Consider the following 26,300-nt stretch of genomic DNA (forward strand, 5'->3'; position numbering starts at 1 on the left):
TATGTCTGATACTTTTTTCCTTATTTGGGTTATATTTCAACTCTTATTGATTTTGTATGTGAATCATAAGAGAAAAAGTATAATAAATGCTTATACCCTTGCGACATTGGTTTATTTTGGCAGTTATGCTTACCCTTATTTATATGTGTTGGGCTATACTGATACATTATTCAATGAGTCAATATTTTACTCTGATTATGCATCATCGGCAATTTGGTCTTATTTTTTGTTCAAATGCACATTTGATGTTGTATATATCTTGCAGTTAAATTTACGGAGGAAAAATAGATCTCAAACGTTGAATAATCATTTGATTTTGAAAAACGAAAAGATTGTTAAATTTTATAGACGGTTTAATAGCACTCATATTTGTGTACTGTATGTAATATCACTTTTCCTTTTCATAGTCGGAGCTGGTGGTCTTGAAGAGTTTATTTTCCCTAAAACTAGATTTGAATTTGATAATGAAAAAATAGTAAATTTAGCATATATAATATCATTGCTAACATTATTTTATTCTTTATTAAGACACTATAATTATCAACAAAACCACATACTAATTTTTTGTGGTCTATGCTATGTATTAGTATATCCTATGTCATTGTCGGGAAGAGCGGTAGTATTACCATTTGTGATGATAGTAATAGCTTCATATTTTTCAGAAAGAGGTCTTAGTAAGTTAAAGTTGCTACTTTTAACTTTTTTTATATCTGCTTTTTATATTAATGCGCTTTATGTTAGAAATAACGGAATAGGTATAGATAACTTCATTTTAGGTTTTGGGAAGACATATAGTGATATACCGTTAATATTTGATTTCTTTTTTGCAACAGTTTCTGGTTTTGCAACTACAACGTTAACCCATGCGGGATTAGCTGATGGAACAATTAATATAAAACCTGATCCTTTGCTATTTTTACTATATATATCACCAATACCATCATTTATTTTGCCTACTGAGCTTTTTGTCCCATATCAATCGTTGACACCTCATTTTGGATTTAGCATTGGGATAAATTCTGACATTGTAAGTGAATCTATTTTATGGTTCGGATCGTATGGAATGTTACTTGTGGGTGGTATTATAGGATGGATCGCGAATTTTGTTGATGTCAGAGCTCTTTCTAAGGATATCATTGCAAAGTTGCTATTCTTTTCATTCACTTATTTGACATTAATGTCAAACATTGCATCAATGAGAGCATCCTCAAGATTCATTATTATATTTATGACACTTATTTTTCTTAAATGGATGCTAGTTAAGCTGACAAAGTCAACGAAAGGTTTGTGATGAAAATAGCCATAAGTGCGGTGAATGTTAATACAGGAGGAGCTTTAGTCTTGCTTAATGAGCTTTTATCTGAATTAACTAAAAAACACATTATAGTGGACTTGTATATTCATGAGAAATTAGATTTAAATAAAATATATTTGAGCAACAATGTAATGGTAAAAAAAAGAAGAAACCTTTTTTTTTCGTTACTGATTTTTCAAAAATATGAAAGAGTTCTGTTTTTTGGTAATCTCCCACCTCTAAATAAAGTTAAAAACTCAATCTTGTATATACATAATGCATATCTAGTAAAAAAAAGAACTTGTTATAAACATCTTAATTTCAAACAGCAAGTAAAGATATCATTATTGAAATTATATATTCGGTTTTTTATTCATAATGTTTCTCATGTGGCTTGTCAGACAGAGTCTATGAAAAAAGAGATTATATCCTATTATAATAAAGAATCTCTTATATTACCATTTTATAAGGAATTGGAATTCAAGAAAGTTGAGAAACTATATGATTTCTGCTTCATTGGTCTACCTAGTATACATAAAAAACATGATTTTTTATTTGATTGCCTTTCTCGTTTATCTACATTGAAGATACCTTGCAAAGTAATAGTAACCGTTCCAAATGAAGAACGCTATGAGAACATTTTGAATGAAATAAATGTAATAAACAAAAGAAGAATTGTTTCTATTGAAAATCTGGGATTATTACCATTTGAAAAAATCGTTGATGTATATCGAGCTTCTTCTGCTTTAATATTTCCATCAATTCTAGAAAGCTTTGGATTACCATTAATTGAAGCAGCAATGCTTAAATTACCTATTTTTGCTCCAAATCTTAACTATGTTAATGATGTAATTGGGGACTGTAATTATATAGATATAGCTAATGTCGAAGATACAGTAATGAAAATGAAAGATTACTTATTTGACTCTAGTGCTTACAAACCAGCTTATATCAAGGCGAATAATGTTTTTGTTGATATGTTTATAAACGGAATAAAATATGATTAGCTTTCTTATAATAACTTATAATGAATCATTACATATTGAAAGGTGCATTCAATCAATTTTAAACGTTTCTGATGATATCGTTGTAGTTGATTCTTTTTCTCAGGATCAAACTGAAGTTCTAGTAAAAAATAATAGAGCGAGATTCTACCAAAATAAATGGGTGAATCATTCTCATCAAATCAATTGGGCGCTTCAAAATATTGAATTCAAGAATGAATTTATATTCAGAATTGATGCGGATGAATATTTATCTCCAGAGTTGATTCTTGAATTAAAAGAGTTATTTTCTAGGGGTGTTCCTAATGATATTAATGGGTTTAATATCAAAAGGCGTACATATTTTATGGGACGCTGGATGAGACATGGCGGTTATTATCCAACAGTATTGATGAGACTATGGAGGAAGGGTAAAGCTATATGTGAAAATCGTGAGATGGATGAACATATGGTTCTACTTTCTGGTAAGACTGATTTTTTAAGAAATGATTTTATTGATGATAACTTATCATCGCTATCTTTTTGGATAGATAAACATAATAAATACTCAGAAAAAGAAGTGAACGAGTATTATAAGATGTTATCGAAAGAAGATGAAACGTCTAATTTAGGTGCAGCAAAAAAATCCAGAAAACTGAAAGAGAAGTATTACAGAGCTCCTATGTTTTTAAGAGCTTTCCTTATGTTTATTTATAGGTATATTTTTAAAGTAGGGTTTCTTGATGGAAGGCAGGGATTAATTTTTTATTTCTTGCAAACTTTTTGGTATAGATTTCTGGTAGACTCTAAAATATTTGAGAGAGAAAAATAAGAATGTTTAAAGATAAAGTTTTATTAATTACTGGTGGTACAGGGTCTTTTGGAAATGCTGTTCTAAATAGATTTCTACATACTGATATTAAAGAAATACGTATTTTTTCTCGTGATGAAAAAAAACAAGATGACATGAGGAAGAAATATAATAATCCTAAGCTGAAGTTTTATATTGGTGATGTGAGAGATTACAATAGTATTTTGACTGCAACCCGAGGTGTTGATTTTATTTATCATGCCGCCGCATTGAAACAAGTACCTTCCTGTGAATTTCACCCGATGGAGGCAGTTAAAACTAATGTGCTCGGAACTGAAAATGTATTAGAAGCAGCAATAGCTAACAAAGTTAAACGTGTAGTTTGTTTAAGTACTGATAAAGCAGTATACCCTATTAATGCAATGGGGATATCAAAAGCTATGATGGAAAAAGTCATGGTGGCAAAGTCTCGAAATGTTGATGAGTCTAAAACGGTTATTTGTGGCACTCGTTATGGAAATGTGATGGCATCAAGGGGTTCCGTAATTCCGTTGTTTGTTGACTTAATTAAAGCAAAGAAACCTTTGACCATTACTGACCCAAATATGACCCGGTTTATGATGACATTGGAAGATGCGGTTGATCTGGTTTTATATGCATTCGAGCATGGTAATAGTGGTGATATTTTTGTTCAGAAAGCACCTGCAGCTACTATTGAAACTCTTGCGAAAGCACTACGGGAAATGCTCGATGTTAATGAACACCCGATAAATATCATTGGTACACGTCATGGAGAAAAACTCTATGAAGCTCTTTTAAGTCGTGAGGAAATGGTTGCCGCAACCGATATGGGCGATTATTATCGTGTTCCACCTGACTTACGTGATCTTAATTATGGAAAATTTGTGGAAGATGGTGATACAAGAATTTCAGAGTTTGAAGACTATAATTCACATAATACTGAACGACTAGATGTTGCTGGAATGAAAGCACTCTTATTAAAGCTTCCTTTTATCCGAGCTATGTGTGCAGGTGAACAGTACGAATTGGATGCTTAATATGAAAATTGTAGTTACAGGTGCCTACGGATTTATTGGCAAAAACCTCTGTCTAAGATTAAATGAAAGTGGATATACTAACCTTGTTCTGCTTGGCTCTTCTTCAACTTCAGATGATTTAGTCTCCGCATTAGCAGATGCCGATTTTGTTTTTCATTTAGCTGGAGTGAATCGAACTGAATATGAATCTGAATTTTTAAAGTGTAATACAGATTTAACTGAGTTTATTGTCAAAGAGTTAATTAAAAATGGGAGTAAAACACCATTAATGGTTAGCTCATCAATGCAAGCAACAAATGATACGCCTTATGGTTTAAGTAAAAAAATTGCCGAAGAAAAAGTTGAGCTTTACGGGAAAAGTACTGGGGCTGATTATTTCATATACCGTTTTCCTAATGTGTTTGGAAAATGGTGTAAACCCAATTACAACTCATTTATTGCAACTTTTTGTCATAATATTGCTAACGATATTGATATCAACATTCATGATCCCAGTGCATCTGTCAATCTGATTTATATTGATGATGTTTGTAATGAGCTAATTTCTCTACTTAGTAGGGATAAGCAGCCTGGTTTCAAAACAGTACACCCAGAATATCAGACAACTGTTGGTAGTGTCGCCGAGACGATTCGATTGTTTAAGTCAAGCCGAAATTCTCTAATTACAGAGCATGTAGGGCAGGGGCTGGTCAGAGCGTTGTATTCGACTTATATAAGTTATTTTTCACCAAAACAATTTACTTATACTGTGCCAAGTTATGCTGATGAACGTGGTATTTTCTGTGAAATGCTAAAGACAAAAGAGTCAGGTCAATTCTCTTTTTTTACAGCACACCCTGGTATTACACGTGGTGGGCATTACCATCATTCTAAAAACGAAAAGTTTTTAGTTTTAAAGGGAATGGCTAAATTTAGATTTGAACATGTTATCACTGGTGAAACTTACGAAATAACCACATCATCAGAGAAGACTGAAATCGTCGAAACTGTTCCTGGCTGGAGTCATGATATTACTAATGTTGGTGGGGATGAGTTAGTAGTCATGCTTTGGGCGAATGAAGTTTTTGATAGAGATGTACCGGATACTATTGCGAGACCATTGAAGTGAAAAAATTAAAAGTCGTATCTGTCGTAGGTACAAGGCCAGAAATTATTCGGCTGTCAAGAGTTTTAGCTAAATTAGATGAGCATTGTGAACATATTTTAGTTCACACTGGTCAGAACTATGATTTTGAATTGAATCAGGTTTTTTTTGATGATTTGGGTGTTAAGAAGCCTGATTATTTTTTAAGTGCTGCGGGAAAAAATGCGGCAGAGACCATTGGTCAGGTTATTATTAATGTCGATGAAGTTTTAGAAGCAATCAGCCCTGATGCAATGCTTGTTTTAGGGGATACAAACTCTTGTATTTCTGCGTTGCCTGCTAAACGTAGAAAAATACCAATTTTTCATATGGAAGCGGGTAATCGCTGTTTTGATCAGCGCGTTCCAGAAGAAACAAACAGACGTATTGTTGATCACACTGCAGATATCAATTTAACGTACAGTACTATTGCCAGAGATTATTTACTAGCAGAAGGTATTCCTGCTGATAGGGTGATTAAGACTGGTAGTCCGATGTTCGAAGTTTTGAATTTTTATAAATCTAGGATTGAGGCATCAGATGTTTTAGAGCGATTAAACTTAAAACCAGGCGAGTTTTTCCTTGTTAGTACACATCGCGAAGAGAATGTGGATTCACCTAAACAGCTTAAAAAACTGGCTGAGACTTTGAATACAGTTGCAAGTTGCTATGGGTTGCCTGTAATCGTTTCAACGCATCCTAGAACTCGCAATCGTATTGAAGCTCAAGGAATTGATTTCCATCAGAATATCCACTTACTTAAGCCTTTAGGTTTTCATGACTATAACCATTTACAAATGAAAGCTAAGGCTGTTTTGTCTGATAGCGGTACAATTAACGAAGAATCATCAATATTAAACTTCCCAGCATTGAACTTACGTGAAGCTCATGAACGTCCAGAAGGTATGGAAGAAGCATCCGTAATGATGGTTGGTCTCGGTGTTGAGAGGGTAATGCAGGCATTGAAAATTTTGGAAACCCAACCATCAGGTTCAGAACGATTATTACGTCAAGTATCAGATTATTCAATGCCTAATGTTTCGGATAAAGTTGTAAGAATTATCCATTCTTACACAGATTACGTTAGGCGTGTTGTCTGGAAAGAGTATTAATGAAATTAGCTTTATTGATTGATGATTACTTACCTGATAGTACACGTGTTGGGGCAAAGATGTTTCATGAGCTGGCTCAGCAGCTTATGAGAGAAGGTCATTACGTAACAGTAATAACACCAGGCTTTAATCAAAAAGAAAAGTTACTGATGGAGTGTTATGAAGGTGTTACCGTTTGGCGCTATAAGAGCTCACCGATTAAGGATGTTGGAAAAATTAAGCGTGCAATTAATGAATCACGTTTATCATATAGTGCTTGGTCCTCGATTAAAGGAAAAGTTTATTCAGATAGTTTTGATGGAGTGATTTACTACTCACCTTCAATATTTTTGGGTGAACTTGTTAAAAGAATAAAAAATATTTGTCTGTGTCCATCTTATTTGATATTGAGAGATCTCTTTCCGCGTTGGGTTATTGATGCAGGAATGATACGCGAAGGATCGCTTATAGAAAAATATTTTAGATTATTTGAGAGGCACTCTTATAATCAGGCCAATTTTATTGGCTTAATGTCTGAGAGGAACATTGAGGTTTTTCGACAGGATTATAATCATTACAATTGTCATGTTCTGAGAAATTGGGCAAGTTTGATTCCAGTTATTAATTATCCGGATGGTTATGTATCAATTCGTGAACGCTTGAGATTAAAAGATAAAGTTATCTTTTTTTATGGCGGTAATATTGGTCATGCACAAGATATGGCCAATTTGGTTCGGTTGGCACGGAGAATGATGATATATCCAAAGGCTCATTTCTTATTTGTTGGTCAGGGTGATGAAGTCGAACTTATTTTAAAGCTATCTCAAGAGTGGAAGTTAAATAATTTTACTTATATTCCTTCTATTAGTCAGGAAGAATTTAAACTAATACTCTCCGAAGTTGATGTTGGGTTATTCTCTTTATCATCAGCCCACACAGCACATAATTTCCCGGGGAAATTGTTGGGTTATATGGTAGAAGCATTACCCATTCTAGGAAGTGTTAATTCAGGTAATGATCTTAAAGAACTCGTAAATGAGTTTAAAGCTGGGCATGTTCATGTAAATGGGGAAAATGAATTATTGTTTGAATCTGCTAAAAAATTATATCAATGTAATCAATACAGAAATAAGCTTGGATCAAATGCAAGAAATTTACTTGAGAAAGAGTTTGCAGTTTCATCAATAGCTAAAGACATAATCAATTCCCTGAATAAAAAATCATGAAGAAGAGATTTATGAATAAAATAAATGACAATGAAATTGATGCTTTGTTCAGTTCAGCTGAATCCTCTTCAAGAAAACGAGCTCATTTACTATTACATAAATCGCATGAGGATAAAGTTCAACGACTACTAATAGCAATGGTTAAAGGTAGTTTTGTTGAACCACATTATCATGAATTATCGCATCAATGGGAACTGTTTACAGTGATAAAAGGTAAGGTTGTTCTTGTTTTTTATAATAGTTCAGGTATTGTTGTTGATCGGATTTTTATTAGTTCAGATGATGTGATTCCAATGATTGAGCTTAAGCCTGGACTTATTCATAGTGTCGAATGTTTGTCAGAGAGGGCATTAATGCTGGAAGTGAAAGAGGGACCTTTTGATGAAGTGCATGCAAAAGTATTCCCTTCTTTTGATAATAATTAAATCATGCTGGTTCTAAAATTAATTTATTAGATCATATCAGTTAAGTTAATTATAGTGTTTCTATAATTTCGCATGGATAGTTTTTTATCTATATCCGTAAGAGAATATGCCATGACCTCTGCATTCCTATTTGCCTTCTTAATGTCCTTTTGCAGCTTGTTTATCTGCAGGAAAATTGCAAAACGTATCGGACTAGTAGATGCACCCAATGAACGAAAACACCATCAAGGTGTTGTTCCGTTGGTCGGTGGTGTATCTATATTTATGACACTTGCAATTGCTTTCTGCTTGTTTGATTTATTTCCACAAAATCCTTGGTTGTATCTGGGGTGTGCTTCTGTGTTGGTCGTGATAGGTGTTGTTGATGATCGATACGACATCAGCTTTAAACTTCGACTTTTGGTACAGGCTGGTGTCTCTCTGGTGATGATTTTCATAGGTGAGAAAAGTCTGCATGATTTAGGTTATATGCTTGGCAATTTCCCTCTCGATTTGCCAGTCGTACTAAGTTCGACATTAACTATCTTGGCAGTTATTGGTGCGATCAACGCATTTAACATGGTGGATGGCATCGATGGCTTGCTTGGTGGTCTGGCATCAGTCAGCTTTGCGGCACTTGGCTATGTGTTTTATGTATCCGGAGATACTGAACTGTTTACCATTTGTACCCTGATTGTGACGGCAATGGTTCCCTATATCATGTTGAATCTGGGTTTTCCGCTAGGGCGTCGTTTTAAGGTCTTCATGGGGGATGCTGGCAGTATCTTTATTGGATTCACGGTAATTTGGTTATTACTGGAAGCGACGCAAGCTGGTGCACAAAGTGCGATGCGACCTGTGACTGCACTTTGGTTAATTGCGCTGCCGTTGATGGATATGGCGACGATTATGATCCGCCGGATTCGTAAAGGACAGTCACCGTTCAAACCAGACCGGGAACACCTGCATCATATCTGCCAGCGGATTGGGTTATCACCATTCATGACTTTGATTGTGATTTGCAGTTTGGCAGCGACGATGGCGATGATTGGGATATGGTCAGATTTGGCGCAAATTAACGAAACGGTCATGCTGATTGGTTTCTTGTTAATGTTTGGTGTGTACTTTGCAGTCATAAGCCATATCTGGCGTATTACGACTTGGATTCATCGTCTGACAGGACGAGCACAGCCAAAAGCTCCGGAACAAGTTCCTTCTGAGCAATAAAGTCAGGACATTCGAGAGAGTCGTCGGATGTGATCTTATGAATGCTCATCGCATTAACCCAGGCCTCGGTCTGGGTTTTTTCTTTCTTACTGCAGGCTATCTGATCTGTCTTCTCTGCGAAGCTGCTTCGCTTCTTTATCAAATTTATCCAGCTGAGCAAGCTGGTAAATCACTTCCCAAAGCAATAAAAATCCAATTTCCAGAACAAATGCGAAAATCTGTTTCCAGTAGTCTTTAAAGCGAAGGATGTGATCGTTAGTCGTCATGATTCCTGCCATTGAAAGATTGTTTGTATGCTAATCCATACTATGGCGTCATGAATTGTAGATAGATTGAATTAAACTGAGACTTACTTATTATTATGCGGTTTAAGATCAGTTTGTGTGAAAAAAGGTGTTTTTAACGCCCTTCAATCAGCTCTCACAGGAATTAGTGAATGTGGTTGCACGGTAGATTAAGTATTCACAGCTGTGTTTCTTTTTTCTGCTTTCGATAACAGAATGAAGTAGATGACAAAGCCGACAATAAAAAGCCAGAACATCACATACTCTGGTACATTAGCGATTTCACCATAGATACCCACGCCGCTCAGTAAAGTTGCAATAGTACAGATAGCAATCAGTGTTTGAGTGGAATTCAATCCCAGGCGCTGGAAGATATGATGCAGATGCTCCCGGTCAGGTTTGAAAGGAGAGTCTCCGCGCTTAATACGACGGATCATGATGGCTGCCATGTCCATCAGGGGGACGGCAATCAACCATAGCGCGGTCACAGGCCGCAGAGGCGGGCGGCTGCCATTCTGACTGGCAAGCAACAAAAACCAGATTACGGTAAAGCCAATGAGCATACTACCAGCATCTCCCATAAAGACTTTGCGTCTTCGTCCAAATGCGCCCAGATTCAGCAGGATATAAGGGATGATGGTGATGATAATAATGGCACAGAGATAGGCCAGTGAAAGCTGCCCGTCGTGGAACAGCATGATGCCGAGTCCGCCGAAAGTCACGATAGATAATCCGCCTAGCAGTCCATCGATACCGTCCACCATATTGAAGGCATTGATTGCACCTATGACTGCCAGTACGGTGACCAGATACCCGAACATGCCCAAATCAATTTTACCGAATCCTACCATATTTCCCAGGGTGTGTAGTTCCAGTCCGGCAAAGTACATCATACAGACCGAAAGGGTTGCCTGGATTAATAACCGGATCTTGAAACTGACATCAAATTTGTCATCTAAAGCGCCAACGACAGTCAGGATGACAATACAGAGGGTATACAGTCCGGCATCATCGAGGATGCTGGGAGAATAATACAGGAACTGAGCCAGCGTGATACAGATAGCCAAGCCGCCGACAAGGGGCACGGCTCCGTCATGAAGCTTTCTTGCGTTGGGCTGATCAACCAAACCCACACGTTTTGCGACCTTCCGGAGTAAAAAAAGTGCAGCGAACGAGGAAAAAAATACAAAGAAAAAATCTGCAAACATGCTCAATTCCGAAAGCTGTCAAAACGTCGAAAGACTACCAAGATTTCGCAAGTCTAGGAAGAGGAGAAAAGATGTCCGGTTAGTAAATTATTACTTCTGTTCAATTCTTTTAGAAATTTCAGGCTCTCTCGCAGTATTTGAAGTCATGCTTTTCATCATTCCTACAGGCGCTGGCTTGTCTATACTTGTTTTCGTAAGACGTTCCCGGAACAAAAAACTCAATTCATAAAGTCCGGTTGAGGCTGAACAAGTTGCAGAAAGGGAGGTGATATGCAGATTTTGCCAGTCGTTATGGCGGGGGGCACGGGCAGTCGGTTGTGGCCGTTATCCCGGGAGCAATACCCGAAACAATTCTTGTCACTTATTGCGTCATCAGAAAAGCAATTGTCCTCTGCCGCTCCTGATCAATTTTTCACGCTTTTGCAACAGACCATTCAGCGCCTTGACGGGCTGGACCATCAGCCACCATTAGTCATTTGTCAGGAAAGTCACCGCTTTATTGCTGCTGAACAATTACGGCATTGTGGTATCGGTAAGCATCGCTTTCTACTTGAGCCTGAAGGCAGAAATACCGCACCGGCGATAGCTTTGGCTGCGTTGCTGACGAGTGAGTGCCCGTCTGCGGTTTCACTCGAAGAAACAGATCCCCTCCTTTTGGTTCTTGCAGCTGATCATTGTATTCAAAACCATGAAGCTTTTGTGGCGGCTGTTGAGCAAGCCATACCACTTGCTGAATCCGGGAAACTAGTTGCTTTTGGTATTCCGCCACAATCTCCTGAAACCGGCTATGGCTACATTAAGCGCGGTGAGCCCTCAGGAGCTGGTTACGAAGTCGCTCAGTTTGTTGAAAAACCGGATCTCAATGCGGCGAAAGAGTATTTAGTCAGCGCCCACTATTATTGGAACAGTGGCATGTTCTTATTCAGAGCGTCAGCCTATCTTCAGGAACTGGGGAAATATCGCCCGGATCTTTTGTCTGCTTGTCAGCATGCGGTCCAGTCCCTTGAGGTGGATAAAGATTTTATCCGTGTCGATCGTCAGGCATTTGCAGCCTGCCCGTCTGATTCCATTGATTATGCGGTGATGGAAAAAACGGACTCAGCGGTTATGGTGTCGATGGACGCCGGATGGAGTGATGTAGGCGCCTGGTCTGCCTTATGGGAGTTAGGCAAGAAAGATGAGTCATACAATGTCGTTCAAGGTGATGTACTGACGACAGAGACTCGGCATAGTTATATTCGGGCTGACAGCCGGTTGGTCGCCACCATCGGACTGGAGCATGTGGTGGTCATTGAAACCAAGGATGCAGTTTTAGTCGCAGCAAAGGACAAAGTGCAGGAAGTAAAAGCCATCGTTGCGCAGCTCAGGGAGACGCATCGTCCGGAACTTGAGTTTCACCGGGAAGTGTATCGTCCCTGGGGTAAATATGAACAGGTCGACCATGGCCTTCGCCACCAAGTGAAACATATTACGGTCAATCCGGGTGAAAAGCTGTCTCTGCAGATGCATCATCACCGCTCTGAACACTGGGTGGTTGTTTCCGGAACAGCGAAAGTCACTCAGGGTGATAAGACCTGGCTCCTGACTGAAAACGAATCGACTTATATTCCGATTGGCGTAATTCATGCTCTGGAAAATCCTGGCAAAATCCCGCTTGAAATGATTGAAGTACAATCAGGCAGTTATCTCGGTGAGGATGATATTGTCCGGTTTGAAGACCGATATGGCAGGAAATGACTGCATCCTGATTAGTGATTGCCAAGGAGACGCAATGGAATCTCTTACATGTTTCAAAGCCTACGATATCCGCGGTGAAGTGGGTTTTGAGATGAATGAAGATATCGCCTACCGGATCGGCAGGGCTTATGGACAGTATTTCCGGCCCAAACGTGTTGCCGTTGGTGGTGATGCCCGACTGACTACGGCTGCACTGAAAAGAGCCTTGGGAAAGGGGCTGATGGATGCTGGCGCCGATGTACTTGATCTGGGTCTGACAGGAACGGAAGAAGTGTATTTTGCAGCCCAGACGTTGGACGTGGATGGCGGGATAGAAGTCACGGCTAGCCATAATCCTGGCAATTATAACGGGATGAAGCTGGTTCGTAAGGAGGCAGTGCCAATCAGTTATGACAGTGGGTTGGCGGAAATCCGACAACTGGCCGAGAGCAATCAGTTTGCTCTTTCTGACCGGCAGGGAATGCTGAGTCAGATATCCATTTTGGATGCTTACATTGAACATCTCATATCCTATATCTCTCCCAATAAAATCAGGCCATTGAAGCTGGTGGTTAATGCCGGAAATGGTGCCGCAGGTCATGTAATCGATGCACTGGAAGCCCGCTTTTGCCAGTTACAGCTCCCGATTCAGTTTGTGAAAATCTACCACCACCCAGATGGCAACTTCCCGAATGGGATCCCGAATCCGATGTTGCCTGAATGTCGTATGGCAACATCAGAAGCTGTGATCACACATCAGGCAGATATGGGTATTGCCTGGGATGGTGATTTTGACCGTTGTTTTCTGTTCGATGAATACGGAGAGTTTATTGAAGGCTATTACATCGTGGGTTTACTGGCGGAGGCTTTTTTGCAGCAGTCTGAAGGGGAGGCAATCAAAATTATTCATGATCCCAGGCTAATCTGGAACACGATGGAGATTGTCGATCATTTTGGTGGGCAGGCGATTCAGTCAAAAACGGGTCATGTTTTCATCAAAGAACGTATGAGGCAGGAGGATGCTGTCTACGGCGGTGAGATGAGTGCGCACCATTATTTTCGTGATTTTGCTTATTGTGACAGCGGAATGATTCCCTGGTTGCTGGTGACTCAGTTGCTCTCAGTGAAAGAACAGCCTCTGTCCGAAATTGTGGCTGCCAGAATTCAGGCTTATCCGGTATCGGGAGAGATTAACCTGACAGTAGCCGATACAGAAACTGCGATTCAAAAAGTATGTGCTGTTTTTGCACCTGATGCTTTAGATGTGGATACCACGGATGGTATTAGCCTGAGTTTTGCGAAATGGCGTTTGAATTTGCGTGCCTCTAATACGGAGCCTTTACTTCGCCTGAATGTCGAATCCAGAGGGGATATCACGTTGATGGAAGAGAAAACGGCTGAAATATTATCAATACTTCAGTCGTAGGAAATGATGATATTGAATGCGATAACTGAAGAAAATTAGATGAATGAACGGGTGTGAAATCAGGGAATACAATATTGAGTGAGTTTTGGTTGATAAACGTGACTTTTCCATGACATTTACTTTCATATTTATGCGAGTCTGTTTGCTTGAGGTGTTTTATTTTAGGTTGGATTTCCCCATAACATTTCACTCGGCGTTTCATTTTTATGTGATTTGAATCATTGGCTTGTGGCTTTCTGAGTGTTGAAATAAAAAGCCTTCATGTATGCAATTAACAATTACACTGAACACATGGTTACTTATTCGCCTATTCACTATTGATGGGAGTGTTGTTAGTGATGGTGCTAATGACTAAATTGTCGGAATTTTGGCATTAATTCGTGTTTACTGATGAAGTTTTTCGTGAATTAAGTCGCGCAATTTTGCTATTAACGTTCCACCTATTAGTAACTTTGTCATGCTGGAGTGAGTAATTTAACAACGAATAAAACACCAGGGGAATCAGGTGAAGATTTTACACCATGGTGCCAGGGACGGAGTGACCGGTTCCTGTCACGAACTACAGTTAGGAAAATACAGTCTGTTAATTGATTGCGGCGCATTTCAGGGGGAGGAGGCCAGAATCGGCAACGATATTACTTTTCCTGTTGAGCCAATCAAGGCACTTATTCTTACACATTGCCATATTGATCATGTGGGCAGAATTCCCTGGTTACTTGCAGCCGGTTTTCGTGGGCCGATTTATGCGACGGAGGCTACCGCATCGCTGTTGCCCCTCATGCTTGAAGATGGCCTGAAACTGCAACTAGGGCTGAGTGATGAAAAATGCGAAGCCTTTATTCGTCTGGTTCGTTCACAACTTAAACCTGTTCCTTTTGACTGTCGGGCTCAAATTATGCTGCCGGACGGGCAGGATGTGAGCCTGTTCTTTCGGCAGGCAGGGCACATTTTAGGTTCTGCATATGTTGAGTTAACTCTGCCTGAACATCAGAAAGTCGTGTTTTCCGGTGACCTGGGACCCAGCAATACACCGCTCTTAGTGGATCCTGTACCGCCGTCGCATGCCGATGTCTTAGTGCTGGAGAGTACGTATGGCGATAAACGACATCCCGGAGTGGAGAACCGTGAACAGGCGTTGAAAAAAATTGTCGAGCAATCGTTGCAGGATGGTGGTGCGATTCTCATTCCGGCCTTCAGTCTTGGACGGACGCAGGAGCTGCTGTTTGATTTGGAAAATATAGTGACGGGGGAAAGCCAGAATGCCCGATTGAACAGTCCTTGGTTGTCGTTACCCATTGTTCTGGATTCGCCATTGGCTATGAGAATTACTCTGGCCTATCAGGGATTTAAGCGATTGTGGGCGAAAGAGGCCAAAGCCAGATTAGACAGTGGCCGTCACCCGCTTGATTTTGACCAATGTACACAGATAGATGAACACAGCGACCACATTGGACTGGTTAATCGCCTGAAAGCAAGTGGTGAACCAGCTGTCATTGTGGCCGCCAGTGGTATGTGTACGGGAGGACGGATCATGAGTTATCTGGAAGCATTATTGCCTGATCCCAGAACAGACTTGCTGCTGATTGGCTATCAGGCCCGGGGAACACTGGGTCGTGAACTTCAGAATGGGGCAAAGGCCGTGATGATTCACAACAGCAGAATTGAAGTGAAAGCTAGAGTGCATACGATGACCGGGTATTCTGCGCATGCGGATCAGAATGATCTGGTTCGTTTCGTCAGAGGGATTGAACAGGGGCCTAATGAAATTCGTCTGGTACATGGCGACAGACCGGCGCAAGAAGCGCTGGCAAAGCGTCTCAGGAAGATTAAACCGGATGCGAAGGTGATTGTTTGCGCAAACCTGACCCCGGATTAAGTCATTGCTTGCATCAGGGGAGTCTTTCGATATTCTAGTCTCTGAAAAAATACCGTGATAGCTTGAACGCATGATTTCATGGCTGAACATGCCCGGGGTGGACTCCATTAGCAAAGCCATTACTAAAGATTGAGACAAAGTTATCATTGGTGTTATATCGACCAAGTTTGAGGAAGGATAATGAAAATAACAGTAGCGGGAACAGGCTATGTGGGTTTGTCAAATGCTGTATTGCTGGCCCAGCATCATCAGGTTATTGCGCTGGATATTGTCGAAGAGAAAGTTGTACTTCTCAATCAAAGAAAGTCTCCAATCGTTGATAAAGAAATCAGCGAGTACCTCGAACATCGTGAATTGAATCTGACGGCAACAACAGATAAAACGCTTGCATACAGCAATGCTGATTTTGTCATTATTGCTACCCCGACGGATTACGATCCGGTGACGAATTACTTCAATACTTCATCGGTGGAGTCTGTCATCCGAGATGTGATGGCAATCAATCCTGATGCGGTCATGGTAATTAAGTCCACGATTCCTGTGGGATATACCCAGCGCATTCAGGAGGAAATGGGGACTGAGAACATCTTGTTCTCGCCTGAGTTTTTACGTGAAGGGCGAGCACTTTACGACAACCTGTATCCTTCCCGAATCATTGTTGGCGAGCAATCAGAGCGTGCAAAAGTCTTTGCTGATCTGCTGATTGAAGGGGCTGAAAAGGAAGAGATTCCGGTGCTGTTTACCGATTCGACAGAAGCGGAAGCGGTGAAGCTTTTCTCGAATACTTACCTGGCGATGCGGGTAGCTTATTTCAATGAACTGGACAGTTATGCTGCTGCGCACGGACTGGACAGCCGCCAGATCATTGAGGGGGTCGGATTGGATCCGCGTATTGGTAATCACTATAACAACCCGTCTTTTGGTTATGGCGGATATTGCTTGCCAAAAGACACCAAGCAGTTGCTGGCAAACTACCAGAACGTGCCGAATAATATTATCCGCGCTATCGTCGATGCAAACTCGACACGCAAAGACTTTATTGCTGAAGCCATTTTGAGCAAGAAGCCGAAGGTGGTTGGTGTTTACCGTCTGATCATGAAGAGTGGTTCAGATAATTTCCGTGCTTCTTCGATTCAGGGGATCATGAAACGCATCAAAGCCAAAGGGGTTGAGGTGGTCGTTTATGAGCCGGTACTGAAAGAAGACGAGTTCTTTAACTCCAGAGTGATTCATGATTTGGAGGAGTTTAAGGCAATGTCGGATGTGATTGTTTCGAACCGAATGTCCGATGAACTACATGAAGTAGCGGACAAAGTCTACACACGTGATTTATTTGGCTCTGATTAATCAATCAGATGCCGCAACTTAGGGCAGGATGCGTGCTTTTCTTGCCCTAAAACCTCTATGAAGATCACAGATTTCTCCCATCCCTGACTATACTGAAAATACCTACTTTTTTTGTTGGTCAGGGGCAGCAATGAGAACTCTTGTGATTGCGCTTACAGTTGCCGGGTTGATGAATGCGGGGGCACTTGCAGCGCAAACCGCAGCAGAAGCATCGGCAACATCCTCATCATCGGTAACTTCTTCTTCCTCGACGGTCGCTTCATCAACGGCGGCTTCCAAAGGCTCCGCAGCGGGTATTACAACAGCCTCGGCAGCATCTGCCGGAGGTTTAACGGCAACGGTTGTTGCTGTCGGTGTGGCAGCTGTCGTGATTGGCGTGGCGCTTTCTGATACTGGTGGCGGCGGTGATAGCACTTCACCACCGGTGACGACTCAGGAATAGCTGCGACACAGGACCCGTGCGCCGGGAAGTATTTTCTGTGTGATGACTTCATGAGACATCAATCCGCAGAGGGGATGTCTCATGCTGTTCTTTCATCGGTGTTCTGTCATCAGGAAGCGCTGTCGACCGCTTTTCCTTTCAACAGCTTTCGTACCCACATCCGGCCTGGATGCAGTGCATCCAGTACGCTGATTGGCAATGGCAGCGGATCGCCGCAAAGCTGTGATGCGAGGACTTCCCCGAGCAGCGGTGCAGAACTGAGTCCTCGTGAGCCCAATCCGATCATTGCATAAAGCCCAGGATAAACAGGGACCTCTTCCGCACTCTCTTGCTGTTTCCGCAAGGTCGCATACTGGCTGAGTACATCATCAAACCGGCAGATGTCACCGACAAAAGGTAAATGGTCCCGGCTGGCGCATCGGACGCCAACCCGGGCATCCTGTGCAGAAAAATCAATGGCTTCTGGCCAGGCTGCATCGGGCAGGCAGTCCATCAGACGGGTTCGATTATCTGTATGTTCTTCTTCAGAAAATGTCAGGTCGGTACTGTTTCTGCGGTAACTGGCTCCGATGCAGTGGGTGCGGGTCGAGGGATTGGCCGGTGTTAGGTAACCGTCGTAACACAGTACCGTTTTCAGAGCAGCCAGCTCACCTTCACTCGGAACATGGCTGACCTGACCGCGGACAGCGTAGGCCGGGATCGGTTTTGTCTGTTCAAAATCTTCAAACCGATGGCCGTTGGCGACGATGACGGTCTTATGGACGAACTGGCGACCATCTTTGCTTGAAAGGAGCCATTGTTCGTTACCATTTCTCTCAAGGCTGCAGATGTCTGTTTCCGGATGGAGCATCAGCAGGCCGGAAGCCTGTGCCTGTTGAATCAGAGCTCGGGTGAGTTCCTGCGGACACAGCCAGCCGCCCAACGGGTAATGCACACTGCGGTGGCCGCTGTGTATCCCTGTTACGGCTTCAGTTTGCGCGATATCCAGCGCATGGACGACTTCCGGCGGGAAGCCGCCGTTCAGCATTTTGTCGAGTTTTTCAGCGGATTTTTCACTCCAGGCCAGTTGGGTCACACCGCACCAGTCGTGGCTGAATTCGCTGAACCGGGCAGCTTGTTCCACAAACTGGCGGGCATAGAGATAGGCCGGGGCAAAGAAACGGCTGAGCGCATCATTTGAGCCGTTGAGCAGCGGATAAACCGCTCCTTGCCGGTTGCCGGATGCTCCTTCTGCAGGCATCGAATCTGCACAGTACAGGCTGACGCTGACACCTCTGCGGGTCAGGGCCAGTGCGGTGGTGGCTGATCCAATCCCGCCACCAATGATGGCGATATCCGATAAGTCAGCCGCCTGATGACGGGCGTACCAGGGGGCAAAGTTGGCGCCCTGACGACGTTCTGCGTAGGTGCCGGCCAGCATGTCACGTTTGTGGCCAAAGCCTTTGACTTTCTTCATGTCGAACCCGGCCTCAATTAACCCGCGACGAACAAAACCGGCAGCAGTAAAGGTCGCCGTGGTGCATCCCTGGCGTGCCAGAGATGCCATGCCGTCGAATAAGTTCTGATTCCACATCTCCGGGTTTTTGCTGGGTGCAAAACCATCCAGGAACCAGGCGTCGACCAAGCCTTCCTGATGGGTCCATACTTGAGGGAGAGAGGTTTTGATGTCGCCGAACCAGAGATCCAGAGTAATCATGCCGTCTTCCAGTACAAGACGGTGGCAGTCGGCAACCGCTGGCGGGTAATGGGCATGTAGCTGATCGGCAAGTTCAGCCAGTTCCGGCCAGGATGCATGGGCCTTGATCAGATCGTCCCGGGTGACCGGAAATTTTTCGAAACTGATGAAATGCAGTTCTTTGACACAAGCATCCGGGTTGCTCTGGCGAAAGTTTTTGAACCATTGCCATACGGCCAGAAAATTCAGGCCGGTGCCAAAACCGGTTTCGGCAACGACAAACCGGCGACGGTCAAAGGTTTCCCAGCGTGCCGGGAGTCCGTTTTGCTGCAAAAACACATAGCGTGTTTCTTCCAGCCCGTTCGCATTGGAAAAGTACACGTCATCGAAATCGTTCGAAACCGGTGTACCTGCATCATTCCAGTCAAGCACGGCATTTTCTATCTGTTTTGGCGACAAATGGGACAAAAGGAAAACCTCTCCAATTTAGATATTCTGATGATTTTTTGTTTTTGACCTTGGTTAACCGCGTGTAACTTTGGTAAAAGATCATCAATTGACCACGATAAGCAGCGGATTGTAACCGATCACGGGGAAAGCTGACCACTTTAGCTTGTCAAACCCGTTATTATCATCCGCGTTAAATGACAGTAGGAATTCATCATGAAACGAGCCGTAATTACAGGCATGGGTATCGTCTCCAGTATCGGTAACAATGTGAAAGAGGTACTGGAATCTCTGAAAGCAGGCAAATCAGGCATTAACTTCTCTCAGCAGTTTGCAGACGCGAAACTGCGCAGCAATGTCTGGGGTGATCTGAAAATGAACCCGGCTGATCATATCGATCGTAAAAAAATGCGTTTCATGGGCGATGCCGCAGCCTTCGCGTATTTGTCTATGGAGCAGGCAATTGAAGATGCAGGGCTGACTGAAGATCAGGTTTCGAATGAACGAACCGGTCTGGTTGCCGGTTCTGGCGGTGCATCCTCTTATAACCAGGTTGCAGCCGTGGATACACTGCGTGAGAAAGGTGTAAAGCGTGTCGGTCCTTATATGGTCCCGCGTACTATGTCTTCTACAGTGTCAGCCTGTCTGGCTACTCCATTCAAAATTCGTGGCGTGAACTACACCATGAGTTCTGCCTGTGCGACTTCTGCACACTGTATCGGCCATGCACTGGAGCTGATTCAGCTTGGCAAACAAGATGTTGTTTTCGCCGGTGGCGGTGAAGAACTGGACTGGTCCCTGACCATGATGTTTGACGCGATGGGCGCTCTGTCGACCAAATACAATGATGATCCGACTAAAGCTTCACGGACTTATGATGCAGACCGTGACGGTTTCGTGATCTCTGGCGGCGGCGGTATGGTTGTCGTTGAAGAGCTGGAGCACGCGCTGGCTCGTGGTGCTAAAATCTACGGTGAAATCGTGGGTTATGGTGCAACTTCAGATGGTTACGACATGGTTGCTCCGTCTGGTGAAGGTGCGGTTCGCTGTATGAAGATGGCAATGCAGGATCTGGATGCACCCATCGACTACATCAACACGCACGGGACTTCTACGCCAGTGGGTGACGTGAAAGAGCTGGGTGCGATTCAGGAGCTGTTCGGTCAGAACAGCCCGGCGATTTCTGCAACCAAAGCGATGACAGGCCACGCCCTGGGCGCTGCGGGTGTACACGAAGCTATTTACTCAACGCTGATGCTGGACAACGGCTTTATCGCACCAAGCATCAATATTGAGAATCTGGATCCGGCTGCGGAAGGTCTGGACATTGTTCGCGAGACCCGTGAAGCAGAACTGAATACCGTGATGTCGAACTCTTTCGGCTTCGGCGGCACCAATGCCACGCTGGTGATTAAAAAATACGAAGGCTAAGAGCCTCATCAGGCTGCGCTGAGCGGAGCCTGAGTGGTCAGATTTCCAGGCCAGCATGAAACAGGCACGGTCTGATTCATGCCAGTATTCAGACGCGACATATTGCCGTGCGGATTTTGGTTTACAGAGCGGAAGTCGGCACGCGCAAGTGTTTTTACCATCCTGGATTTTAACCCGGTCAATCTGACCGGGTTTTTTTATACCGGTTGCCGGAGATCACTTCAGTGCTTTCTTGACATCAGCCGAAATTTTCCCAAGCTAGTTCGCAATGCTATTCCTGGCACATGTGGAGCCCGAATGAAAATCCTTGTAGATGAAAATATGCCCTATGCGGTTGAGCTGTTTGGCCGCCTGGGGGAAGTGATCGCAAAGCCCGGCCGTACACTGACCGCGGATGATCTGGTTGATATTGACGGACTGATGATCCGTTCAGTCACCAAAGTAAATGCCGACTTACTGGCAAAAGCAGACAAGCTGCGTTTTATTGGTACAGCGACTGCCGGTCAGGACCATATTGATCAGGCGGCGGTTGAAGCCAGAGGGATTGCTTATACGGCTGCACCCGGTTGTAACAAAGTGGGAGTGGCCGAATATGTACTGAGCAGCCTGATGGTCCTGGGGCAGCAGCAAGGCTTTTCTGTATTCGATAAAACGGTGGGTATCGTCGGCGCGGGCAATGTCGGGACTTATCTGGCCGGGTGTCTGGATGCGCTGGGTATCCGGTATTTCCTGAATGACCCGTTGAAAGAAGCCGAAGGCGATCCCCGTCAGTTTGATACGCTGGACACATTGCTTCAGGAATGTGATGTCCTGACATTCCACACGCCACTGACGAGCGATGGTGATTACCCGACCCGACACCTCGTCAACGCATCTTTTCTGGAGCGCATGAAACCGGACGCGATTCTGATTAACGCAGCCCGGGGGCCTGTGGTTGATAATCAGGCCCTGAAGCTGGCGCTGCAGCGAGCGCAGTCGGGGGAAGGGAAAGCACTGACTGCCGTACTGGACGTTTTTGAGCAGGAACCTTTGGTGGATCGCGAATTATTGCCATTACTGGCCTTTGCAACGCCGCACGTCGCCGGGTACGGCCTGGAAGGTAAAGCGCGCGGAACGACCATGATCTTCAACAGCTTCTGTGAATTTCTGGAGCTGGATGATCGGGTCGAAGCTGCGGAGTTGCTGCCGGTTGCGCCGGTTTCTTTTGTCCGCCTGAGTCAGGCATGGGATGAAAGCACTTTATTTAGTCTGATCCAACTGATCTATGATGTCAGAAAGGATGACGGGGTGTTCCGCCGCAAGATGAATGCCGTGGATGATGCGGGCATGGCGGCTGAATTCGACCGGATGCGTAAAAATTACTGGGATCGCCGCGAATACAGTGCTGTGACGGTAGCAGGTCAGGGGCGTTTTGAGTTAGAGTCGCTGGCTAAATTAGGTTTTACAGTTGAGGAAACACCATGAGTCAGGAATTTGATATTGCCATTCTCGGCGCGACCGGCGCGGTTGGAGAAGCCATGGTCGAGGTGCTTGAGGCACGTAACTTTCCTGTCCGTAATCTGTATCTGCTGGCTTCAGAGCGGAGTGCAGGCAAGAGACTGCAATTTAAGGGCAAGAGTGTCCGGGTCACCAATGTCGATGATTTCGACTGGACGCAGGTTCAGTTAGCGCTGTTTTCGGCCGGTTCAGAAGCATCTGAATATTGGGCACCGATTGCAGCGGATGCAGGCGTTGTGGTGATCGACAACACGTCATGCTTCCGGTATGACCCGGAAATCCCGCTGGTGGTGCCTGAAGTGAACCCGGAAGCACTGGCTGACTTCCGTAACCGCAATATTGTGGCTAATCCGAACTGTTCCACCATCCAGATGCTGGTGGCGCTGAAACCGATTCAGGATGCATACGGTATTGACCGGATTAATGTCGCGACTTATCAGTCGGTATCCGGTTCCGGTAAGAGCGGTATTGATGAACTGGCGGGGCAGACGGCAAAGCTGCTGAATGGGTTGCCGGTTGAAAACAAAGCTTATCCGAAGCAGATCGCTTTCAACTGTTTGCCGCAGATCGATGTGTTTATGGATAACGGCTACACCAAAGAAGAAATGAAAATGGTGTGGGAAACCCAGAAGATTCTCGGTGATGCCAATATTCGCGTGAATCCGACCTGTGTGCGTGTCCCTGTGTTCTACGGACATGCTGAAGCAGTCCATGTTGAAACCTGCCAGCCAGTGATCATTGAAGAAGCGATTAGCCTGCTGGAAAACGCGGAAGGCGTCGAAGTATTCCACGGAACTGAGTTCCCGACTCAGGTTGAGGATGCCAATGGCAAAGACCATGTGATGGTCGGCCGAATCCGTGAAGACATCAGTCATCCTTGTGGTCTGAACATGTGGGTGGTTGCAGACAACGTCCGGAAAGGGGCCGCTACGAACAGTGTCCAGATTGCTGAAAAACTGATTCAGGAATACCTGTAACTCACAGGTCCTGATCGGGTTTTCCGGTCACGGGGCGCTGTGGCAGAAATTGGCTGCTGCAGCGCCCCGAAGTCCAAGAAAAAGCGGAAGGGAAAGCGTTCACTTGATACCTGTCGCCAATTTCTTGATCTTCACAGTAAAAGCAGGGCGTGATGATTGACATCATGTCGTTGCACGCAACAATCACAGTATTTATTCATCAAGCCTGTGGTTATACATCCTATGTTCAAGTTTTCTGGCAACAGGCCGAAGCATTCCAGACAGACTGGTCCTGCCTTTAGCTCAGTTTTTGCAGCCCGGTCAACAGACCATCGTTTTTTATCTCTGCCAGAGAGGACAGCAGGCAGTGTCTGACTCATCTAATAAAATCAAACGTGTGATCCTACCGGTTGTTATCGCCTCAGCGGCATTGCAAATACCGGTAGCAGTACAAGCCAATACGATCCGGATTATGGGGCCTGTGGATGAAGTAGCCGAACCGGCTCAGACACAGACTCAATCAAAGGCTAAGACTCAGAGCCAGTCCCAGACGCTTCCGGCATCTCAGCCACGTCAGGTGAACGCTGCCCCGGCCAGCAGCCAGCGTGTCGCTGCGCCGGCGACTCCGGTAAGCACGCCGGTCCGGACATCCGCACCTGCGGCTACCCGTTCGGTCGGTATTTACGGACCAACCGGGGAAAATGAAACGCTGTGGTCAATTGCATCCCGGTATAAACCGAACGACAGTGTTTCGATTTATCAGGTTCTGGGCGCAATTTTCCGGGCGAACCCGAACGCTTTTACCGACAACAATATTCACGGCCTGATCCCGGGCAGTCGTCTGACCATGCCAACCATGGCGCAAATCCGGGCAGAGAATACCGATCAACTCCGTCAGCGTGTCGAGGATGATCTGAAACGCCGTGAGCTGTCGCGTGCCACCCGTTCTTCGCGGACGGCAACTACTGCTTCAGGGGCGGGTCCATCCGCAAAACAAGCGTCATCAACTGCGGCGCCTGCTGCAAAATCTACACCGGCAGCAAAACCTGCGCCTGTACCGAAAACAGCTGCCGCTGAACTGAAAAGTTCGGCCGGGCAAAGTGCCGCAGGAAAAACACCGGCTGCAAAATCAACGGCACAGACTGCGCCGGTGAGTACGCCTGTCAGTTCATCGAAAACAGCGGGTGAATCTTCTGCGTCTGTTGCCTCAGCTGGTGCTGGGAGCACCGTTGCGGCAGCTGCACTGCAGGATCAACTCAATGTCTCTGATGAAGAGCTGGCCCAACTGCGTGAAAGTAACCATCTGTTAAAGCTGCGTCTTGCAGAGATGCAGCATGAAATTGGTGCGCTGAAAGAGCAACTGGCGGGGGATGATGAGCTGCGCAGTGAAATTCAGTCTTTCATCTCTCAGCAGAAAACAGCCCAGACGGAACCGGTACCAGCGGTTGCAGTGCCGACTGAAAACTGGCTCGATAAGCTGGCTTCGAGTCCACTGGCACTGGCTGGCGCTGCGCTGATTCCCGGAACTCTGATTGCCGGCCTGCTTGCATTCTTCCTTGGCCGTCGCCGGAAGGAAGAAGAAACGGCTGCTGCACCGGAAGCGCCAGTGAAAGAGACGTTGCCATCCGCGGTTTCTTACGATGACGACGATGAGCCTCAACTGGGACTGGATGTTGAAGACAGCAGTCTGGATGCGCTGTTTGACGACAAAGATCACACGGATGAGCCTGTATTTTCCGATGACCTGTTCGATGAAAACGACGCAGATCTTGACGAGCTGGATCTGACCGATGGTCTGGATGACGCTTTTGACACTGAATTGCCGAAAAGTGATATCTCGGTCAAGAACAATGATCAGGCCATTGGCCTGCAGGACATGGAGCGGGCGCTCGATCAAATCGATCAGCCTTCTGCGCGGGAAGCTGATGACGGCCTGAGTGGTCTTTGGGATAAGCCAATGAGCACCCAGGAGGAAGAGGAAACCGACTTTGACCTCGCTGTTGGCCTGATGGAAGATGAGAAAATCCAGCCTGAGCCCCCGGCACCTCAGTACCAGTCAACGGCTTCTCTTGATGAGCTGCTTGACGGTGTCAATAGTCAACAGACCGACAACATTGAGCTTGGCATGCTGGATCAGGACATCCTGAATGAGCTGATGGAAGATTTTGAACGCGAGAGCAGCGTTCAGGAAGAACCTCTGCTGGCAGAAATCGCCGCATCACCTGCCCCTGTTTCTGAGTCGGCTGAAGGAGACACAGACTGGACGCTGGATGACCTTTCAGATGACTTTAATCTTGATGCGAACAGCACCGAATTGCTTGATGAACTGATCGAGGAAGATGATGCGGACGCAGAAGCAGAAGCCAAGATTGAGCTGGAGGAAAACAGCACAGTTTTGCTTGATGAGCTGATTGAAGAAGAACCTGAGCAGAATGCCATTGAGTTGGAAGAAAACAGTACCGTATTACTGGATGAGTTGCTGGATGAAGGCGAGCCGGAGCAGCCGGTTGATCCGGAACTGGACAATGACGAAGACAGTCCGGATGTTTTTGATGAGCTGCTGTCCCTGGATAAAGAGTCTTCAGAAGTTAAAGAGCCATGGGCGAGTGAGATAGCGGATTTTGACGAAGCGACGTCATTTGACACCCTGGACCTGACTGAAAAAAAAACCGTCGATGAACACCTGAATGAGTTGGATCTGGCTGAAGCTGAAACTCAAACTGCAGAGCCAGAGCCAGAGCCAGAGCCAGAGCCAGAGCCAGAGCCAGAGCCAGAGCC

General features: G+C 44.6%; 21 protein-coding genes. 18 read left to right on the forward strand and 3 right to left on the reverse strand.

The genetic code is table 11. The annotated features are described in order from the left end of the window. Position 1 precedes the first annotated feature (1 nt). The 9 genes from SPK40_RS21810 (at position 2) to wecA (SPK40_RS21850) (ending at position 9,217) form a co-directional block, all read left to right on the forward strand. On the forward strand, positions 2-1,291 hold the full coding sequence (locus SPK40_RS21810) for a hypothetical protein (RefSeq protein WP_330961893.1): 1,290 nt from the start codon (positions 2-4) through the stop codon (positions 1,289-1,291). Next, complete coding sequence (locus SPK40_RS21815; protein ID WP_330961894.1) at positions 1,291-2,301, forward strand: glycosyltransferase; 1,011 nt, start codon at positions 1,291-1,293, stop codon at positions 2,299-2,301. Before SPK40_RS21810 ends, SPK40_RS21815 begins: the two co-directional genes overlap by 1 nt. Next, positions 2,294-3,109: a glycosyltransferase family 2 protein gene (locus SPK40_RS21820; protein ID WP_330961895.1), complete on the forward strand. Its 816-nt coding sequence runs from the start codon at positions 2,294-2,296 to the stop codon at positions 3,107-3,109. Before SPK40_RS21815 ends, SPK40_RS21820 begins: the two co-directional genes overlap by 8 nt. Before the next feature lie 2 nt (positions 3,110-3,111). Next, complete coding sequence (gene fnlA / locus SPK40_RS21825) at positions 3,112-4,146, forward strand: UDP-N-acetylglucosamine 4,6-dehydratase/5-epimerase (RefSeq protein WP_330961896.1); 1,035 nt, start codon at positions 3,112-3,114, stop codon at positions 4,144-4,146. Position 4,147: 1 nt separating this feature from the next. Then, positions 4,148-5,254, forward strand: coding sequence for a UDP-2-acetamido-2,6-beta-L-arabino-hexul-4-ose reductase (gene wbjC / locus SPK40_RS21830; RefSeq protein ID WP_330961897.1), 1,107 nt, complete (start codon positions 4,148-4,150; stop codon positions 5,252-5,254). Further along, on the forward strand, positions 5,251-6,381 hold the full coding sequence (gene wecB / locus SPK40_RS21835; protein ID WP_330961898.1) for a non-hydrolyzing UDP-N-acetylglucosamine 2-epimerase: 1,131 nt from the start codon (positions 5,251-5,253) through the stop codon (positions 6,379-6,381). The genes wbjC and wecB overlap by 4 nt, the downstream gene beginning before the upstream one ends. After that, positions 6,381-7,586 carry a glycosyltransferase family 4 protein gene (locus tag SPK40_RS21840; RefSeq protein WP_330961899.1) on the forward strand — a complete coding sequence of 402 codons (1,206 nt, stop codon included), beginning with the start codon at positions 6,381-6,383 and terminating at the stop codon, positions 7,584-7,586. The genes wecB and SPK40_RS21840 overlap by 1 nt, the downstream gene beginning before the upstream one ends. 11 nt (positions 7,587-7,597) lie before the next feature. Further along, positions 7,598-8,011 (forward strand): WbuC family cupin fold metalloprotein, encoded by a 414-nt coding sequence (locus SPK40_RS21845; protein WP_330961900.1) that lies wholly within the window; start codon positions 7,598-7,600, stop codon positions 8,009-8,011. A 111-nt stretch (positions 8,012-8,122) separates the two neighbouring features. Next, entirely contained in the window at positions 8,123-9,217 is a 1,095-nt protein-coding gene (gene wecA / locus SPK40_RS21850; protein WP_330961901.1) for a UDP-N-acetylglucosamine--undecaprenyl-phosphate N-acetylglucosaminephosphotransferase, read from the forward strand. Positions 9,218-9,303: 86 nt separating this feature from the next. On the opposite strand, the gene SPK40_RS21855 is transcribed toward wecA (SPK40_RS21850), so the two are convergent. Both SPK40_RS21855 and wecA (SPK40_RS21860) read right to left on the reverse strand, forming a co-directional pair. Continuing rightward, entirely contained in the window at positions 9,304-9,483 is a 180-nt protein-coding gene (locus tag SPK40_RS21855; RefSeq protein WP_248141126.1) for a hypothetical protein, read from the reverse strand. 188 nt (positions 9,484-9,671) lie between these two features. Continuing rightward, on the reverse strand, positions 9,672-10,709 hold the full coding sequence (gene wecA / locus SPK40_RS21860) for a UDP-N-acetylglucosamine--undecaprenyl-phosphate N-acetylglucosaminephosphotransferase (protein WP_330961902.1): 1,038 nt from the start codon (positions 10,707-10,709) through the stop codon (positions 9,672-9,674). A 270-nt stretch (positions 10,710-10,979) separates the two neighbouring features. Between wecA (SPK40_RS21860) and SPK40_RS21865 the strand changes: the two genes are divergently transcribed. The 5 genes from SPK40_RS21865 to SPK40_RS21885 all read left to right on the forward strand — a co-directional run bounded on the left by SPK40_RS21865 (position 10,980) and on the right by SPK40_RS21885 (position 17,516). Beyond that, positions 10,980-12,446, forward strand: coding sequence for a mannose-1-phosphate guanylyltransferase/mannose-6-phosphate isomerase (locus tag SPK40_RS21865; RefSeq protein ID WP_330961903.1), 1,467 nt, complete (start codon positions 10,980-10,982; stop codon positions 12,444-12,446). 34 nt (positions 12,447-12,480) lie between these two features. Then, positions 12,481-13,851 (forward strand): phosphomannomutase CpsG, encoded by a 1,371-nt coding sequence (locus SPK40_RS21870; RefSeq protein ID WP_330961904.1) that lies wholly within the window; start codon positions 12,481-12,483, stop codon positions 13,849-13,851. Between the two features lie 505 nt (positions 13,852-14,356). Then, positions 14,357-15,727 (forward strand): MBL fold metallo-hydrolase, encoded by a 1,371-nt coding sequence (locus SPK40_RS21875; protein ID WP_330961905.1) that lies wholly within the window; start codon positions 14,357-14,359, stop codon positions 15,725-15,727. 180 nt (positions 15,728-15,907) lie between these two features. Further along, positions 15,908-17,074 carry a nucleotide sugar dehydrogenase gene (locus SPK40_RS21880; RefSeq protein ID WP_330961906.1) on the forward strand — a complete coding sequence of 389 codons (1,167 nt, stop codon included), beginning with the start codon at positions 15,908-15,910 and terminating at the stop codon, positions 17,072-17,074. 130 nt (positions 17,075-17,204) lie between these two features. After that, on the forward strand, positions 17,205-17,516 hold the full coding sequence (locus tag SPK40_RS21885) for a hypothetical protein (protein ID WP_248141120.1): 312 nt from the start codon (positions 17,205-17,207) through the stop codon (positions 17,514-17,516). 109 nt (positions 17,517-17,625) lie between these two features. Here the strand turns inward: SPK40_RS21885 and mnmC are convergent, their stop codons facing one another. Continuing rightward, complete coding sequence (gene mnmC, locus SPK40_RS21890) at positions 17,626-19,650, reverse strand: bifunctional tRNA (5-methylaminomethyl-2-thiouridine)(34)-methyltransferase MnmD/FAD-dependent 5-carboxymethylaminomethyl-2-thiouridine(34) oxidoreductase MnmC (protein WP_330961910.1); 2,025 nt, start codon at positions 19,648-19,650, stop codon at positions 17,626-17,628. Positions 19,651-19,854: 204 nt separating this feature from the next. On the opposite strand from mnmC, the gene fabB reads away from it, so the two are divergent. The 4 genes from fabB to SPK40_RS21910 all read left to right on the forward strand — a co-directional run. Further along, the gene (gene fabB / locus SPK40_RS21895; protein WP_330961907.1) at positions 19,855-21,069 is read left to right on the forward strand and encodes a beta-ketoacyl-ACP synthase I; all 1,215 of its coding nucleotides are present in this window, start codon (positions 19,855-19,857) and stop codon (positions 21,067-21,069) included. A gap of 297 nt (positions 21,070-21,366) precedes the next feature. Continuing rightward, positions 21,367-22,533: a 4-phosphoerythronate dehydrogenase gene (locus SPK40_RS21900; protein WP_330961908.1), complete on the forward strand. Its 1,167-nt coding sequence runs from the start codon at positions 21,367-21,369 to the stop codon at positions 22,531-22,533. Then, positions 22,530-23,543 carry an aspartate-semialdehyde dehydrogenase gene (locus SPK40_RS21905; RefSeq protein WP_248141117.1) on the forward strand — a complete coding sequence of 338 codons (1,014 nt, stop codon included), beginning with the start codon at positions 22,530-22,532 and terminating at the stop codon, positions 23,541-23,543. Before SPK40_RS21900 ends, SPK40_RS21905 begins: the two co-directional genes overlap by 4 nt. 346 nt (positions 23,544-23,889) lie before the next feature. After that, the coding region (locus SPK40_RS21910; RefSeq protein WP_330961909.1) for a FimV/HubP family polar landmark protein at positions 23,890-26,300 on the forward strand (2,411 nt) is incomplete at its 3' end.

The organism is Photobacterium sp. 53610 (assembly GCF_036409375.1).
Lineage (GTDB): Bacteria > Pseudomonadota > Gammaproteobacteria > Enterobacterales > Vibrionaceae > Photobacterium.